General features: G+C 59.9%; 10 protein-coding genes and 1 tRNA gene. 3 read left to right on the forward strand and 8 right to left on the reverse strand.

Going from position 1 to position 17,363, the window contains the following annotated elements; all coding sequences use genetic code 11:
- The first annotated feature begins 287 nt into the window (after positions 1-287).
- Positions 288-3,635, forward strand: coding sequence for a type 2 lanthipeptide synthetase LanM family protein (locus KTAU_RS02595; protein ID WP_151726890.1), 3,348 nt, complete (start codon positions 288-290; stop codon positions 3,633-3,635).
- 177 nt (positions 3,636-3,812) lie between these two features.
- Here KTAU_RS02595 and KTAU_RS02600 read toward each other — a convergent pair whose 3' ends face one another.
- From KTAU_RS02600 to ftsY, 5 genes are all read right to left on the reverse strand, one after another.
- Positions 3,813-4,802 carry an HNH endonuclease gene (locus KTAU_RS02600; protein ID WP_170293006.1) on the reverse strand — a complete coding sequence of 330 codons (990 nt, stop codon included), beginning with the start codon at positions 4,800-4,802 and terminating at the stop codon, positions 3,813-3,815.
- A gap of 537 nt (positions 4,803-5,339) precedes the next feature.
- Positions 5,340-5,420, reverse strand: a tRNA-Leu gene (locus KTAU_RS02605).
- A gap of 174 nt (positions 5,421-5,594) precedes the next feature.
- Positions 5,595-6,554: an acetyl-CoA carboxylase carboxyltransferase subunit alpha gene (locus KTAU_RS02610; protein WP_151726892.1), complete on the reverse strand. Its 960-nt coding sequence runs from the start codon at positions 6,552-6,554 to the stop codon at positions 5,595-5,597.
- Positions 6,538-7,524: an acetyl-CoA carboxylase, carboxyltransferase subunit beta gene (accD, locus tag KTAU_RS02615; protein WP_151726893.1), complete on the reverse strand. Its 987-nt coding sequence runs from the start codon at positions 7,522-7,524 to the stop codon at positions 6,538-6,540. Before accD ends, KTAU_RS02610 begins: the two co-directional genes overlap by 17 nt.
- Before the next feature lie 75 nt (positions 7,525-7,599).
- The gene (gene ftsY, locus KTAU_RS02620; RefSeq protein WP_151726894.1) at positions 7,600-8,622 is read right to left on the reverse strand and encodes a signal recognition particle-docking protein FtsY; all 1,023 of its coding nucleotides are present in this window, start codon (positions 8,620-8,622) and stop codon (positions 7,600-7,602) included.
- Between the two features lie 1,989 nt (positions 8,623-10,611).
- On the opposite strand from ftsY, the gene KTAU_RS02630 reads away from it, so the two are divergent.
- The gene (locus KTAU_RS02630; protein WP_228026288.1) at positions 10,612-11,697 is read left to right on the forward strand and encodes a sigma-70 family RNA polymerase sigma factor; all 1,086 of its coding nucleotides are present in this window, start codon (positions 10,612-10,614) and stop codon (positions 11,695-11,697) included.
- 132 nt (positions 11,698-11,829) lie between these two features.
- Here KTAU_RS02630 and prfB read toward each other — a convergent pair.
- The 3 genes from prfB to KTAU_RS02645 all read right to left on the reverse strand — a co-directional run bounded on the left by prfB (position 11,830) and on the right by KTAU_RS02645 (position 14,649).
- Positions 11,830-12,946 (reverse strand): peptide chain release factor 2 gene (gene prfB / locus KTAU_RS02635; protein WP_353739797.1). Its coding sequence is split into 2 segments (ribosomal slippage): positions 11,830-12,879 and positions 12,881-12,946, totalling 1,116 coding nucleotides; the frame shifts between segments, so codons are not numbered across the junction.
- 97 nt (positions 12,947-13,043) lie between these two features.
- Complete coding sequence (locus tag KTAU_RS02640) at positions 13,044-13,562, reverse strand: GNAT family N-acetyltransferase (protein ID WP_151726895.1); 519 nt, start codon at positions 13,560-13,562, stop codon at positions 13,044-13,046.
- Between the two features lie 97 nt (positions 13,563-13,659).
- Entirely contained in the window at positions 13,660-14,649 is a 990-nt protein-coding gene (locus KTAU_RS02645) for a threonine ammonia-lyase (protein ID WP_174844053.1), read from the reverse strand.
- A 486-nt stretch (positions 14,650-15,135) separates the two neighbouring features.
- Here KTAU_RS02645 and KTAU_RS02650 point away from each other — a divergent pair, with 486 nt between their 5' ends.
- Positions 15,136-17,298 (forward strand): exonuclease domain-containing protein, encoded by a 2,163-nt coding sequence (locus KTAU_RS02650; protein WP_151726896.1) that lies wholly within the window; start codon positions 15,136-15,138, stop codon positions 17,296-17,298.
- Positions 17,299-17,363 lie beyond the last annotated feature (65 nt).

The following is a 17,363-nucleotide window of genomic DNA, read 5'->3' on the forward strand; positions in this document are numbered from 1 at the left end:
TCAAGTCCGCTGCAGCATGGTTCGCACGTTGCAATTCAGTTAAGATCCGCTACCACTACGCCCTTTACCTTCTAGCGGTTGCCAGTCTTTTCGCACCGCTCACCTCTGTTCTTCCATGTCGACAAGCCACCTGAGCGGCAGGCATCGACTGCTGCCACAATCCATTGGTAACTACCGAGTAATGAAGAAGAAGAAAGAAAGGAGATGCAGCGCAGTACCAGGCTTCCTGGCACCGGCTAAGGCGGCGGGATCGCTTGTCCTGGCGCTGCATCCCAGCGCGTGATTCCATGAGCGAGACAACGAGCGAGACTATCACCGCTTCCGTTTCCTATCTGCAGGGTCGTTGGCAAGAGGCCGACTGGTACCGCGCCTTGACGTTGAATGAGCGCCTGGCCTTGTTGCGCACGACCCCGTTTCCGCCTACGCTGGATGCCCTCGAGGCAGAGGCTCTGGCGCGGGCCCAGCAGCGCCTGCAGCGTTGGAAAGAGCTACCGGCCTTGAGCGAGGAAGAGGGCCGCTTTGCTGCCCGCCTTGCACTGGATGGCCTGGACGAGGAGGAGCTCCTGCTCCTGTTGGGTGAACCCGCCGAAGTCCTGCGCGCACGCTGCCCCACTCCCCCCACCTGGCTGCTAGCTCTCAGCGAGGCTTTCTCCCCCACTGCAGGCCCGCATGACAACGGAGAAGAGGCCGAGACAGTCTGCTCCTCTCCTCTGCCGGGCCTGGAGGAAGGGAGCCACACGCGCTCGTTCCTCCACCCCTTTCTGCCGCTGATCAGGCGCGCCAGACGAAAGCTGGCCGCCGGCTTGCGGGAGCTGGCTCGGCGCTCCCTTTCTTTCTCGTTCGATGCCGAGAGGGTCCTTGATTTGCTGGCGCGCAATATCCCCGGTCTATTGCTCCCTTCGATCTCGCGCGCTATCGTCCTGGAGCTTCATGTCGCGCGGGTTCAGGGCCGCTTGCAAGGGGCCACTTCGGAGGAGCGCTTTCAGTATTTCCTGGAGCAGCTGAGCGAGCGTGAGGCGACCCTCGATTTTCTGCAAGAGTACGTGGTTCTGGCCCGTCTGGTAACAGAGACGCTTGAGCGCTGGGTTTGCCGCTCGCTGGAGCTGCTGGAGCGCCTTACCGACGACTGGCCACTGATCTGCGCCACTTTCCTCACCAACGGCGAGGCCGGGTCGCTGTGCGAGATTCACCAGGGCGCCGGGGACCTACATCGCAACGGGCAGAGTGTGATCTTGCTACGCTGGGACTCCGGTTTCCGCCTGGTTTATAAACCGCGCTCGCTGGCTATCGATCGCCATTTTCAAGAGCTGCTCGCCTGGATGAATGAACGAGGCTTCAGCCCACCTCTGCGCACGCTGACAGTCCTTGACCGGGGACACTATGGTTGGGTCGAGTTTGTTCAGGCTCGCCACTGCTCTTCTCGCGAGGAGATCGAGCGCTTCTATCTGCGCCAGGGCGCCTACCTGGCCTTGCTCTACGCTCTGGAGGCCTCGGATTTCCATGCCGAGAACATTATCGCCGCTGGCGAGTATCCGATGCTGATTGATCTGGAGACGCTCTTTTTACCCCAGATCAACCCCGAGGTGTTGCAGGCCCAGGGGGCGCCCGGCCTGGAGGCCATCGGCCATTCGGTGCTGCGCGTGGGCTTGCTGCCACAGCGCCTTTGGTCAAACCAGGAAGGTGAGGGGATCGATATGAGTGGCCTCGGCGGCCAGCCCGGCCAGCTCTCTCCGCGCCCTGTCCCTACCTGGAAAGGCACAGGCACCGATGAGATGCGCCTGACCAATGAGCGCGTCGAGCTGCCCGTGAAGGAGAATCGCCCGCGCCTCAATGACCAGGATATCAATGTTCTGGATTACAGCCAGTGCATCATCGAGGGCTTTACTCGCGCCTACCGCCTCCTCATGGCCCAACGCTCGGAGCTGCTCGAGACCTATCTTCCACGCTTTGCCGATGCTGAGGTTCGCTGCGTGCTCCGTCCAACACGGATTTATACGCAGCTGCTGGTCGATAGCCTGCATCCCAACGTGCTGCGCGATGCCCTGGATCGCGATCGCCTCTTTGACCGACTATGGGCCACGACGGAGCGCCTCCCGTATTTGGTGCCACTGATCCCCGCTGAGCGGCGCGACTTGTGGCGTGGGGATGTTCCGGTTTTTACGACCACGGCAGCGTCAACCGATCTCTTCACGTCAGAGGGCGAGCGCCTGTCTGCTTTCTTCAGCGAACCTGGCCTGGACGTGGTGCGCCGACGCCTGGCCGAGCTGAGTGAACTAGACCTGGAGAAGCAGCTGTGGATTATTCGTGCCTCCTTCACGAGCATGATCGATGCAACCACTCCCCAGAGCTACACACGCCTGGAGCTACACCCCGCCCGCACTTCTCCAACTCTGGAGCGGCTGCTGGCCGCCGCCTCGGCAATCGGTAACCGCCTGCGCCAGTTTGCTCTCTACCAGGGTGAGTACGTGGGCTGGCTGGGCGTGACACCAGTGAATGACCGCGAGTGGCACTTGCTGCCCGCCGATGGTGATCTCTACAATGGACTGGCAGGCATCGCACTCTTTCTGGCCTACCTGGGCCACCTGACAGGCGAGCAGCGCCATACTGAGCTGGCACGGATGGCCCTGCGCACGATCCAGCAGCAGATTATGCGCCGCAAGTACTTTCCCCGCGCTTACGGAATCGGTGCCTTCAATGGTCTCGGCTCTTTGATCTACCTCTTCTGCCACCTGGGCGCCCTCTGGAGAGAACCTGCTCTCTATCGCCAAGCAGAGGAGCTGGTTCCCTCGCTCCTGGCAAAGGTTGAGCAGGACCAGGTCTATGATGTGATCGGCGGAGCCGCGGGAGCTATCGCAGCGCTGCTCTGCCTGCAGCGTGTGTCTCCCTCGCCTGAAACACTGGCGGCTGCCGTCCGCTGCGGCGAGCATCTGCTCTCCCATGCCCAACCTCAAGCACAGGGCGGCTGCGGTTGGCCAACGACGCGTCAGCCAGTCGCGCTGGCTGGCTTCGCTCACGGGAACGCCGGGATCGCCTTGTATCTCATGCAGCTGGCTCAGGTCAGCGGGGAGACACGCTTTGCCGAGATGGCCCGTGCAGCGCTAGCCTATGAGCGCACGCTTTTCTCGCCCTCACGTCAGAACTGGCTGGATCTGCGCCAGCGCCCACCTTCTTCAGGTGCCAGCCAGCCAGTAGGGGAGAAATATATGGTGGCCTGGTGTCATGGCGCACCCGGGGTGGCTCTCTCGCGCCTGGCCCTGCTCTCACTGCTCGATGACCAAGAGCGGCTGACAGAAGAGATCAAGGCTGGTCTGCGTACGACCCTGACCCAGGGTTTTGGCCTGAACCACTCCCTTTGTCATGGGGACCTGGGCAACCTGGATATCTTGATCACCGCCGCACGCCTGTTGCCCGGCGAGACCTTTGCTGAACATATCCCACGCATCGCCGCGGCCTTGCTGGAGAATATGGAGCACCAGGGCTGGGTCTGCGGCGTGCCGTTCGGTGTGGAAACACCCGGATTGATGACAGGGCTGGCTGGAGCTGGCTTTGCGCTCCTGCGTCTGGCCTCCCCGGAGCGCGTTCCTTCAGTGCTGCTGCTCTCTCCACCCGCCGAACACTCAACACCAGCAGCCTGAGCGGAGCACGCCCAGTCTAGACGCCCTCCAAACCAATGTTACGGCGTTGGAGACAGGCCCATAGGAGCGGGCAAGAGGCTCGACCCAGTTCGGGACCAAGGGGAGCAGCCGTAGTGACTGCTCCCCTCAGCCAAAGGGCTTGCCCTCAACCGCTCGGCGCAGGATGCACGTGCTGTTCTAGAGAAGATCTCGCTTTCGAGCATTGCATTTACGGCAGAGTAACTGTAAATTGGCAACGCTTGTGGCTCCGCCTTTGCTGAGCGGAATGATGTGATCAAACTCGAGATATTCAGTGGCACCACATTCGACACAGCGACCCCCATCTCTCTGCCAAACGGCGATCCGTACCTCTTGGGGAATGTGGCGGCTGCCGGCTTCATCAACGAGCACCAGTTGACGCTTGGCCATCCGTACCAGCGTGTCGATGATGGCACAGGCTACTTCAGGATCAGGCAAGAGGTAAAAGCCGCTGCCAGCTTTCTTGCTCAGTTCGAGCTGAAGACCTCGCTGCGGTGGCTGGCCCATCCAGGCGAGCTGAATACGCATGACAGAGCTCCAGGGAATGGTCGTTCCCCCCGTCGGAGACAGAAAACGAAGTTTTTTGTTGGAAGCAAGCAGCTGCCCCGCCACCGGCCTGGGGGTAGTCGTGCTGAGACGATAATAGGTGACTGGCATAAGCAGGTGACAGATCTCGTCCGACTCCAGACGTAACCCTTGCCTTTCCAGTTCGTGGTGAGCCACTGACGGGAGACGCCCCCGATAGATGTTGAGAATGAGAAGACGTCGATGTAGCCGGTGGGCCTGCTCAGCAGGGATACAAAAGAGAACTATGAGCCGACGCACAAGCGCCTCCGTCTCATCTGTGAGGGGAGCACTGGCGGTAGCACGACTCAGGACCCGTTCAATCACGCCGACAGCCTCATAACGAATGGATGCTAGCAGCCGCTCTTCCTCTACCCCCGCCGCCAGAGCACCCGCTCGCAACTGCGACCACCGCTCCATGCTGAAAACGCCATCGCTAAAGGTCGCCACGAAGATTCGACGGTAGTTTTCCGCAATCTTTTGCAATTGCCGATCGCAAGCTCGACAGAGCATAAGGTCACCCTTAAAGAGGAGCAAAGCAGTGACACCTTGCATGGTCCTTCCACAGCGCTTGCACGTGACCATCAGCCTACTCCTTCCCATCGGAGGATGCTTGAGGAAATATGCTTTATTATACAACCGTGGTTTCACTATTTTCACTTGAAAAAATAGTGGCTGCCATGCCAGTCAACGCGAAGGGGGAAGAGCAAGTAGCGATCACATCGAGAGGTTTAGCCCAGGAGCTGAGGAAAAGGAGATGCGGAGCCTCGCCAACTGATAGGTCTGTAGCGAAAGCAGTAGTCGCGTTGCAGAGCACCGGCAGGTCCAACCAGCACCACCCAGTATTGGCAGCGTTGTGGGGAGCAGCCAGCGTGACTGCTCCCCACAAGGCCCAGCAGACGCTGTGCAGGGCCTTTGCTTCGTCAGGAATCACGCACCAGGCTCATCGCTTTCCCTTTCCCTAGTATAATGCCTCCCTCAAGAGCGGCGCGCGCCTTTCCTGCCACACATGCTCAGCCAGCAAAAACAGCTTGCTCGCCTGGGTCTTAACAAAGAAGAGAGCGGAATGACGCTCTACCAGTGTAGAGGCTCACTCCGCTCTTTTCCTCTATGGTATGGAGGTGCCGGTGGTGAGACTCGAACTCACAACCCTTGCGGGACCTGTTTTTGAGACAGGCGCGTATACCGTTCCGCCACACCGGCTCTGGAGCCAGCAGCGACACCAGAGGTAGCTGTCCAGACTCAGGAAAGCTGCCAGCCCACCAGCAAGGATATCCGTTCTGCGGTCTGGCAGCTTTCAGTATACAAAAGTCTGCCGCTGGCGTCAAGCCCCGCATGAGCCAGTAGAAAACCGTGCGTTCCAGGCTCCTCTTACGCTCACGAGGCAAAACCAAACGGCCCGACAGCGCGATATTTCTCGTAGCGCATCTGCACCAGTCGATCGACAGGAATCTGCCTCAGCTCCTGTAAATGGTGGATGAGGGCCGTCTTAAGATTCTCCGCCGCCAGCCGATGGTTATGGTGAGCACCGCCCAGGGGCTCAGGGACCAGCTCATCGATCAGTCCCAAAGCGTACAGCTCGCGCGCGCTGATGCGCATGGCCTCTGCCGCTTGAGGGGCATAGACCTTATCGCGCCAGATAATCGAGGCGGCGGCCTCGGGAGCGGCCACTGTATAAATACTATATTCCAGCATCAGCAGGCGGTCAGCCACACTGATGGCTAGAGCACCGCCGCTTCCTCCCTCACCAATTACCGCCGCAATGATGGGTACGCGCAGGCGAGCCATCGCATAGAGGCTGGCCGCAATAGCGCTGCCCTGACCCCGCTCCTCATCCTCCAGGCCAGGGAAGGCCCCCTGAGTATCGACCAGGCAGATGACCGGATAGCCGAATTTCTCGGCCTGCTCCATGAGGCGAATGGCCTTATGGTAGCCCTCCGGGTGAGGCATGCCGTTGTTATGATACATCTTCTCGCGCATGCCGCGCCCCTTCTCGTGGCCGATGATCATCACTGTTTCTCCGTTGAAGAGGGCCGGGCCGCCGATGATGGCGTGATCATCGCCCACGCGGCGATCGCCATGCAGCTCGAAGAACTCCTCGCACATCAGGTGGATGAAATCAGCGGTATAGGGGCGATCCTTGTGACGCGCCACCTGAACCGTCTGCCAGGCCGTCAGACTGCGATAGATCTCCTCTGTGCGGCGACGCAGCTCGCGCTCGTACTCCTGCAACTGGACATGCTCCTCCGGACGGAGGCGCTCCCCCTTACGCTGCAGGGAGGCAATGCGCTTCTCTAGCTCCGCCAGGGGCTTCTCAAACTCAAGATCGTAGACCATCCTGACCTCCTCCAACCTCGGCCCGCGACTGCGAGGACTGTCGGGGCAACAGGGTCGCCACCTCGACCTGGGACTGCGCCGTAGCGGAAGCCGGCTGCTGCGCCCGAGCAGCCTCTGGGACCTTATAGAGGCGCAGCAGGCGGGCCAGCGTGGCGCGCAACTCGCGCCGATGGACCACAGCATCGATCATCCCATGCTGGAGTACAAACTCGGAATTGACTGTTCCCTCGGGCAACTTCACATGCATAAATTGCTCGATGACACGCGGCCCGGCAAAGGCAATCAAGGCCCCCGGCTCGGCCAGGATCACATCGCCGAGCATGGCAAAGCTGGCGGTGACGCCCCCCGTGGTCGGGTCAGTAATCAAGCTGAAATAGGGAATGTGGGCCTCACTCAGGCGCGCCAGAGCGGCGACCGTCTTGGCCATCTGCAGCAGCGAATAGAAACCCTCTTGCATGCGTGCCCCGCCCGAGGTGGAAACAACCAGCACCGGCCAGCGGCGCTCCAGGCCCAGTTCGATAGCGCGCGTCACCTTTTCGCCCACCACCGAGCCCATGCTTCCGCCGATGAAGCGGAAATCCATCACCGCCAACGAGAGCGGCAGCCCCTCGATCGTCCCGTAGCCGCGGATCGCTCCCTCATTAAGGCCGACCTTGGCCCGCTCTTCTTGCAGCTTCTCGGCATAGGACTGCGAGCGGCTCACGAAGTTTAGAGGATCGACCGACACCATCGCGGCATCTAGCTCCACGAAACTGCCGGGATCAAGCAGGAGGTTGACCCGCTCATGGGCCGTCAAACGGAAGTGATAGTTACAGCGGGAGCAGACCTTTAAATTCTTCTCCCAGTCTCGGCTATAGAGGATCTCCTTACATTTGGGGCATTTGACCATCAAATTATCGGGAGCAACCCCCGGCCCTGAGCGCTGCTCAGGCTGCGGCCCACCGGAAGAGCCCGCCGCTTCCTTCGCCATAACAGTACCCTCGTGTGTGTGACGTTGCGATGCGTCGTTTATATTGCCTTTCTCTGTAGCTGCAGTTTGATTTCCTTATTCATCCTGGGCCAGCAGTGCTTCTACAAAGCTCTCAGGATCAAATGGCGTTAAATCGGTGACCTTCTCGCCGGTACCAAGGAACTTGATAGGCACACCCAGGTCGTCGGCCACAGCAAAGGCAAAGCCACCCTTGGCCGTACTATCCATCTTGGTAATGATGACGCCAGTCAGGCCAACATCTTCAGCGAACTTTCGCGCCTGCAACAGCGCATTCTGGCCCGTGGTCGCATCGATCACAATGAGCAGCTCCTGGGGTCCCTCGGGCAGGAACTTCTGTACCACCTTCCCGATCTTCTTCAGCTCCTCCATCAGATTGAACTTTGTGTGTAAGCGTCCGGCAGTATCAACCAGCAAGACATCATGGCCACGGGAGAGGCCAGCCTGAATGGCGTCATAGACCACCGCCCCGGGATCGGAGCCGGGGTTCTGGCTGATGACTGGCACATCGATGCGCTCACCCCAGGCTTTTAGCTGTTCGATCGCTCCAGCGCGGAAGGTATCGGCAGCCGCCAGGATGACGCGATGGCCCTCCTGCTTGAGACGGTAGGCGAGTTTGGCCACCGTAGTGGTCTTACCTGAGCCATTGACACCGATGATGAGCATGACCGTCAGCGGCGCCTGAGTAGCAAAGCGCAATGGAGCCGCTTTGCCAAGCAGGGCCAGCAGTTCTTCGCGCAGAGCACGCCGCACCTGCGAGGTTGTACGCAAGCGCTCCTGCTCAGCCCGCTCGCGCAGGCGCTCAAGCAGCCAGGTCGTTGTGCTAGCCCCAACATCGGCTTCGATGAGGGACTCCTCAAGCTCATCCCAGAAGGTGTCAGTCACCGGCTCGTCTTGCCGGAAACTCTCCTGCACCCGCCCGAAGAGCCGGCGCGTACGACTCAGGCTGGCCTTGAGAAAGCTCAGCCGCTGTTCGAACGCCGAGTCCGCCCCCTTCCGCTCCTGCCCTGCAACGCTCTCTTCTTGCCTGGCAGCTTCTTCTTCCTCTTTTGGTTTACGACCAAAAAATCTATTCAGCACCGTGATTTCGACTCCTTCAGGCGATCAGAGACTTCAGCCCAATCGTTCGCCAACAGCGCACTGTGCTCTCCTTCCATCTGCCCCTCGTCTAGTTGCTCCCAGAACTGCCAGCGTGATCACTCTGCCCTGCCCCATCCGGGAAGAACAGGGGGAGGCAAGCGCTGGCTGCCCACGGTCCGGCACACAGGCAGACGACAAGAAGGGGCCAGGCCAGCAGACTGACAGACCTCACTCGCTCCCTGCCGGTCCCAGCCATCAGCTTTCATTGTAGACGATTCTCACCTGAGAAGTAAAGGGAGGTCTAGCTCACGCGCGCTCACCGGGCAGCGAGAAAGGCAACAAGTCATTGAAGAGAGCAACAGGCAGGGATACTAGCAACGCTCGCACTTGCCTTGCTATGCGCTGTCTCAACAGCCAAACCTCGCCACAGTCGCAAGCAAGCCCTACGTGGCACGGAAGAGAGCCAAGAGCAAGGGGATTAGCCGGGCAGGAAGCGGCGGAAGAAGAGAGCGAATGGGGCGAACTTGTAAGTGAGGGCCTGCTCACCTGGGACGGAGCCGTGCGGCAGGTGAGAACGCCCTCGCTTTACAAGTGCGCGCTGAAGCTGAAAAGGCATCAGGCAGAACAAGAGCATCGTGCCAGCGTCTTTTCAGCAGCTAAACACAAAGAAACCCGTTGCACGCGACCGAACCGGATCGGGGGCAGGGCAGCGGCGGGTATCCCTGTTGCCCACCACCGTAGCCATCCAGGTACTGCGCTGATTGCTCTATGGATGGGATCTTAGCGATTGGAGGCCGGTTCACGAGCGGCTGCCACGGTACTGATGGAGAGAGCCATCACTAATGGGTTCATTAATGATGATATCTCCATTCCTAATCTTGATGTTGTACAGGCAAGAGGGATTGGTACAGACCCAGGCCTTGTACTCGATAGAAGCTCCCTGGCTGCCGAAGTCCGAAAGCGGAACCAGATCACCTTCACTACATTTGCGACACCGAGGAAACGAGAATTCCACGAAATCGCCTCCTTCCTTCTCTCTGGAGGATTGTATTCGCCTGCCTAACCACGAGACCAGGCGAGGCTGGGCGAAGAAGTAAGCCGAGGGGGAGCCTCCGCCTCTGCATCCGCGTCCCCACAGCAGTCATACATAGTCCATGCCGCCGCTATCATACCACAGATTGTCTCTTGTGTGACACCCTCTTTCCCTATGAGGGGTCGGTTTTGCTGGGAACGGCCAATCCCAACCGCTCGCGCGTGTATCTCTTCGATACCACACGATTATAACATATCTATTCGTCACACACAATTGTTTCTGCCGAAATGGCAAGCAAGAAGCAAGCGTGGCTGAGGGTCGTCAGCATCGTTTGAGGTCAGGATGGGGGCTGACGTGAACACACCTGAGCTTGCCCTCACCAGCATCCTCCTCTTGCGCTGCGCCTCCTGCTTCACTCCGCCGCCTGTTTGCTCACTCTACACATTAGCATACCAGGGAGAAGCAAGCCCTGACCCGGTCCAGGGAGACACTGTCTGACACTGTCAGACAGTGTCTGCACCTCTCCCTCGCAGCTTTGACGGCCTGGTGGCTCCCCACGAGCGAGTGCCAGCGAAGAGCTGCCTGATGCCTGACTGGTTAGCTAAGCCAGCTGGGTGAGGAAAATTCCCCAGAGGTGGAAATCTCTTCGCCCTCCAGTAGATTCCTGAAGGGCGCACCACTGTCTTTCGGCTCGCCAGGCGCTCTGCTCTCTGATCTCTCCGCCCGGAGACAAGGCCAGGCTTGCCTCTCGCCATCAGGCTCATGACCTCCTCGCCTTTTTTTGCGACCTTCTCTTACCCTTTGGCATGCTTTTTGCGAATCCAGAGAAATGTGGGAGCGCAAACCCTGCGCCGCACCTGGTCCTTCAGTCAGGGCGGCCCTTTCAATCCACTGGCATCGGTTGCATGAGCAGCGTGATCAACGCGACCTCATCTGCGCCATAAGGAGCTTGAGTAATGGGAGTGCGAGGAAACAAGGCAGAGACGCATCTTGGTCTGCTTGAGGTGGATGACATGACTTTTGCGACCCAGCGTCCAAAGAAGAAAGCGGGACAACCCAGGCACCCCGGCAAACGTAGCCGTCAAGCAGTCGCCGCTTTCGATGAGCCTGGCCCCTCTGATCTCGACCTGGAAAGCGAAGAGGCCGTTCTCGCTGAGCTGAGAGAAGAGGAGGACGAGGATGAGGATGGAGAGGAGACATCAGAACGCAGTGCTATCGACGACACGGTCAAGCTTTACTTGAAAGAAATCGGCTCCTATCCGCTGCTGACCGCAGAGCAGGAGTTAATGCTGGCCGAGCGCGTGGCCCAAGGCGACCTTCGTGCCCGCCAGCGCCTCATCGAGTCAAATCTCCGTCTAGTTGTTAGCATCGCCAAGCGCTACACCAACCAGGGCCTACCTCTCCTCGACATGATTCAGGAAGGGAACATCGGCCTCATGCGAGCGGCCCAGAAATTCGACTATCGCCGCGGGTTCCGCTTCAGCACGTATGCCACCTGGTGGATTCGTCAGGCCATCAGCCGGGCGATCGCCGAGCATTCGCGCACGATTCATATCCCAGTGCACGTTGTAGAACTCATTTACCGCATTAAGCGTGTGGCCCGACGCATCTATCAGGAGCAAGGCGTTGAGCCGCTGCCCGAGGAGCTAGCTGCCGAGGTAGGCCTCCCCAAGGAGCGCATTGTCGAGCTTCTCAATATCTCGGAGCAGCCAGTCTCTCTCGATGCTCCGGTTGCCGATGACGAACAGTATCACCTGGCCGACACGCTGGAGGACCCCAGCATGATGGCCCCAGAGGACAGCGAAGCACGTCAGCGACTCCATGACCATCTTCAGCAGGCAATGGAGATTCTCAATCCCCGCGAGCGGACGATTCTTGAGATGCGCTACGGCCTGCAGGATGGTTGTTCTCACTCGTTAGACGAGGTGAGCGCCCGCTTCAAACTGACACGCGAGCGCATTCGCCAGATCGAGGTGAAGGCACTGCGCAAGCTGCGCTATCCCGAGCGCTACTACGGTCTGCGCGAATTTGCTTCGCTCTGAAAGGTAAAGAAGGAGACCGGCGAGCCGTCCAGCGGCGGTAGAGGCCACCACCGCTGGTCTGGCTCCGCCTAGCTCTTCTTCCACCTCTTCGCTTCGAGGATACGAGGATTCAGGAACCTGCCAGGCGTCAGGTTAGCGCTGGGCGCTCACCGTCTGGTGCGCCTGCATCTGGAGGTACGCGCGAATAAAGGGATCAAGATCGCCGGCCAGGTACCCCTGGGTATCGCTGGTCTCATAGCCGGTGCGATGATCCTTGACAATCGTATACGGATGCAAGGTGACTGTGCGAATCTGGGTCCCAAAGTCGGCCTGGACATACTCGCCCTTGAGACGCGCGACTTCCTCCTCACGCTTGCGACGCTCCAACTCGTAGAGGCGCGCCCGCAGGATGCGCATCGCCACCTCGCGATTCTGGATCTGCGACCGCTCGTTTTGACAGGTGACTACGATCCCCGTTGGAATATGGCGGATGCGCACCGCCGAATCGGTCTTGTTGACGTGTTGGCCGCCGGCGCCGGTCGAGCGATAGGTGTCGATATCGAGGTCTTCGGGGCGAATGGTTACCTCGATGGTGTCCTCAATATCGGGGATGACCTCGACGCGGGCAAAGGAGGTATGGCGGCGATGGGCGGCATCGAAAGGCGAGAGGCGAATGAGACGATGGGTTCCAATCTCGGAACGCAGGTGGCCATAGGCATAGCGTCCCGAGATCTCAATCGTGGCGCTCTTAATCCCTGCCTCCTCACCTTCACTGTAATCATAGATCTGGGTGCGGAAGCGATGTCGCTCGGCCCAGCGCAAGTACATGCGCAGCAGCATCTCGGCCCAATCCTGAGCATCGACGCCGCCGCTGCCCGCATGGATGCTGAGAATAGCGTCGCGTTCATCGTGCTCGCCGCTGAAGAGCAGAGCCAGCTCAAGCTGCTCTACCTCTTGCTCTACAGCATTCAGCGAGCGCGTGACCTCAGCCTCCAGATCAGCATCCGGCTCCTCTCCTAGCAATTGCGCTAACTCCTGCAGATCCTGAAGCTGCTTCTCTAGTCTCTCCCAGGTCTCGACTTCTTCGCGCAATGCTGTGAGGTGCTGCATATGAGACTGGGCCCGGCGATTGTCGGACCAAAAATCAGGTTGGAGCGTCTCCGCCTCTAGAGCCGCAATCTGTTCTCGTTTGTGCGCCAGGTCAAAGGCGCACCATCGTTTCGTGGACTCGCCATTGCAGGCGTTCAATACGCGAGGTCAGCTCACTCATGGTTGTTATTGTAGCATGTTTGTAGCCCCGACGAAAGAGCTGTTCCGTTCAGCAGACTGGCCCGAGCTGCTCTCTCGTCCCTGTAGAGACCGACGGCTTATTCGAGGAGTTTCGCCATATAGTATTCATCGACATACTGCCCATCGACGACGAGAGACTGATGGCGCAGACCCTCAATCATAAAGCCCTGCCGGAGATAGAGGGCCAGTGCGCGCTGGTTATGGACCATCACGGTTAATTCCAGACGATGAAAACCCCGTTGCCGGGCCCAGCGCTCCATCACCTGGAAGAGACGGCTGCCAATCCCCTGGCCTGTAAAGGCCTGGAGGATGCCGATGACCAGTGTAGCCCGCTGGCGTTCGCGCCGATAGGTTCCTCCTTTGATGGCCAGGTAGCCAGCCAGCTCGCCACTCTGCCCGGCTTCTGCCACAAAAATGGTCGAGCGCCCCGTAGCCAGCAGGTTTTCAAGCGCTTGCCGCTGCTCGTCTGGCGTCAAGTTGCGCTCGTCAGGCTCCAGTAGCATAAAGCGTGTCTCCTGGTCGAGTCGCTTACAAAGCGACAGAAAGGCCTCAGCATCGTCTGGCGTAATCTCTCGAATATGAACAACAGTGCTCATCACGATTCGCTTGTTTCCTTCTCGCTATTGACGATGCTCTCACTTCTCGTGGCTGCCGGCTCTGCTCTGGCTGATCCGTCGATCGCTCACAGGCGCCCTACTGATTCCGTTCCTGCAAGCGGAGAGCGAGGGCGCGCTGTAACTGCTCCAGGGAGACGTTGCCGCCCGAGCAGACAAGAGCGACTTTTTTGCCTTGCAGCTCGTCCCGCAGGCGATAGGCTGCCGCCAGCGCCGCGGCGCCTGCTCCCTCGGCCAGCGTATGGGCCAGTTCAGCCATCCAGGCAATCGCGCGCAGGATTTCCTCGTCGGAGACCAATACAAATTCGCGCAGCAGATCCTGCAGGATCTGCTGCGGTAAGGCGAAAGAGACGCCGGTTGCTAGTCCTTCAGCCAGGGTGCGATTCGGAGCGGTCACCAGCCGCCGCTGGCGCCAGGATTCGTAAGCGGCCGGGGCTGCCTCGGATTGCACGCCGATGACGCGCAGGCCAGGATTGAGCGTATGGGCCACAAGACAGGCGCCGGCGGCACCACTGCCTCCCCCGATGGGGACAATGAGTACCTCCAGGTCCGGGCAGTCCTCCAGAATCTCCAGGGTCAGGGTCGCCACCCCGGCAATTAGCAGTGGCTCATCCCCCGAATGGATGTAGCGATAGCCATGCTGCCGGGCCAGCTCTTCACAGTAGGACTTGGCTTCATCATAAGTCGGACCATGAAAGATGACTTCTGCGCCCATCCCGCGCATGGCCGCTACTTTACCCGGATTCGCTCCTTCGGGAACGACGATGCGCGCTTTGACTCCAAAGAGGCGGGCGGCATAGGCCACCGACTGGCCGTGGTTGCCGGTGGAGGCCGCGATAACTCCTCGAGCGCGCTCCTCGGGCGTGAGACGGGCAATCAGATTGACGCCTCCGCGCACTTTGAAGGCTCCTACCGGTTGATAGTTCTCGTGCTTGACATAGACCTGGGCCGCGAGCAACTCGTTGAGTGCCGGGTAGCTGTACAGGGGAGTGCGTGGCAAATAGGACGCAATTTGCTGTCTGGCCCGCAATACATCTTGAAAGGTAGGGATCTGCACTTTTGCTATCATCTTCAACTTCTCACTAGCAGCGATTATGTTAAGCAATAAAGCTCGCCCCGCCTGCTGCAAAGGATTCCGAGCATCGCATAGAGTGTAGCTGAGCATTTCCCGGCAGCCACCAACAGACGTGTAGAGCGTGCGTCTGGGTGAGCAGTATAGGATCAGTATACCATCTCGCTGACTGGCTTGCCGGGCTACGTTCTAGTAAGAGCGTCGAGCCAGCTCCATCCGCTTCGGCTCTACAGTGAGCCATCCTATGTCTCGTCCCGGCTGGCTGCGGCGGGCCAGACCAGGCCAGACAGGATACAGACCCATGCGCAAGCGGAAGAGGAGCGCTATCTAGAGGTGCTGGCGCCTGCTGGCCCATGCTCTTGTCAGGCCAGATACCTCGTGCTATCCTCTTGGTATCGGCAGGATGTGAGAGCAGCGCCCGCTATTATCCGCTCTGCTGCCCTCAAGGCTATCTGAAAAGAGGCCGGTCACCAGCAGCGCCCCATGTCAAGGTCGAGGCTATCATTGCACTATGCTGAGGAGCCAGAGCCAGTAGCCGGCTCTGGCCACATTTTACGAGAGATCTACGCTCTGCTCCAGGCAGCAGGGGAGCCGCTGGACGAGGAGAGGCTCCTTCAAGGGCTGCGGGAGAGGAGACAGTTGGCCTTAGAGCTTCCCTCACGCCAGTCGCTCGCTCGGCTGCTGGCAAGCTCGGATCTTTTTGCGCGTGATCCTGCAGGACGTTGGCAACCAGCCATCTGGAGACTCTGGCAACGAGAACTAGAGCATCTTGACTTTGTCGTCCTGGATATCGAGACCACCGGCCTGAGACCGGGACGCGACCGCATCATTGAGCTTGGAGCCTGGCGCCTACGAGGCGAGCTGCTGCGTGGACGGTTCCACAGCCTGGTGAATCCTGAGCAGCCAGTACCCGCCGCTATTGTACGATTAACTGGTATCGATGAGCAAAGTCTGGCGGCAGCGCCTACGATCGAGCTGGTCCTGCCTGAGCTGCTACGTTTCTGCACTGGCGCCATCCTGGTCGGGCACAACCTGGGTTTCGATCTACATTTCCTCGCCTACGAGACGGCTCCCCTCAATGCGCGGCTGCCCGTGGCAGGGATCGATGTGCTGACTCTGGCTCGCCGTCTCCTGCCTGATCAGCGCTGCTGCGGCCTGGCGGCCCTGGCTCGCCGACTGCAGGTTCCACTGACGACTCCCCATCGGGCGCTGGCAGATGCCGAGGCAATTGCAATGGTCTTTATCAAGCTGCTGCAGCTGGCCCGTCAGAAGGGTCTAACGACCTACGGGCAGCTTCTGCAATATCTGCAGCCTGTTTCAGATGGGCAGGAAGAGCTGAACACAGGGCTGACCCGGTCCCTCAGCGTTCCTGACCAGCCAGCACAGCGCGCTGAGTTGCAGCAGGCAGGAAGGCACTCGGCTAGGCGGAGACCTGACCCCGCCGTCTGGTCACCGCTCTCAGGCACGCTTTGGCTCAATCCCGCCTGGCGACGTACCTTTCCCGCGCAGCCTGGTGTTTACTTGATGAAAGACGGAGCGGGCCACGTGCTCTATGTCGGTAAGGCTCGCTGTTTAAAGGCGCGCCTGGCCTCCTACTATCGTCACCGACCAGGCATCAGGCCGAGAATCGATGGTCTGCTCCCACAAGTGCAGGCCATCGAGACACGTCCTCTCGGCTCCGAGCTAGAGGCGCTGCTCGTCGAGTCCCAGCTGATCAAGGAGCTACAGCCTCCTTATAACATCCAGCTGCGCGATTACGAGCGCTATCCTTTTCTCAAGGTCGACGTACACCAGCCTTTCCCGCGCTTTGGCATTACCCGCGAGCCAGGGGCCGACGGGGCCTGCTATTTTGGACCCTTTCGCAGCGAGCGCAGTCTGGCTTTGACGTTGGAGCTGCTTGAGCGCCTTTTTCCATTGGCGACCTGTGCCCGTCCCTTGCCACCAGCAGGCGCGCCCAGCGCGCCATGTCTTCGCTACCATCTGGGTCGCTGCCTGGCCCCCTGCAGCGGTCAGGCCGATCCAGTTTCCTACCGACAGATGATCGAGGAGGTCTGCGCCTTCCTGGAGGGGAAGCGTCCCGAGCTGCTGGTCCACGTGCGTCGCCAGATGGAGGAAGCCGCCCAGGCCCTGCACTACGAGCGGGCCGCCCGCCTGCGCGACATGCTCCAGAGCGCTGAGGAAGTCCTCCTCAGTCAGCGCCTGATCAGCAGCGCCGTTGCCGCCAATAATCTGCTTATCGCCTATCCCTCAGCCTGGGAGGGCTACAACGAGATCTTTCTGATCCGTCATGGTCGCCTGCTTGAACTCCAACGGGTTCCTCACGAGGAGCACGCCATGCGCCAGACGCTGGGCCATTTACTCGCCAGGGCCGCGGCCCTGCCGGCCCCCCCCGCCACAGTGGGACAGGCGGAGATCGACCAGATTATGATCATCAGTCGCTGGATCAAGCGCCATAGCCGGGACCGCGCCTTCTTCCCTCTCACCTCCCAGGTCCTGGCGGAGGCGCAGGCCAGGGAGCAGCTGATTGAAGCCATCTGGCAAGCGCTCTGTGCCCAGCAGCGAGAGTCTGGCCCGTGCACCCAGCCACAGAGGCCGGAGCCAGACAGCCAGGCGCGCAGACAAAATGGCTCAGATGTGATACCATAGCAGCTACATCATCGCTCTCCCTTTCCGCCAGCTCCTGACCAGTCCAGGCCAGGAGACAGATCATG

It is taken from the genome of Thermogemmatispora aurantia (assembly GCF_008974285.1).
In the GTDB taxonomy this organism is placed as follows: Bacteria; Chloroflexota; Ktedonobacteria; order Ktedonobacterales; family Ktedonobacteraceae; genus Thermogemmatispora; species Thermogemmatispora aurantia.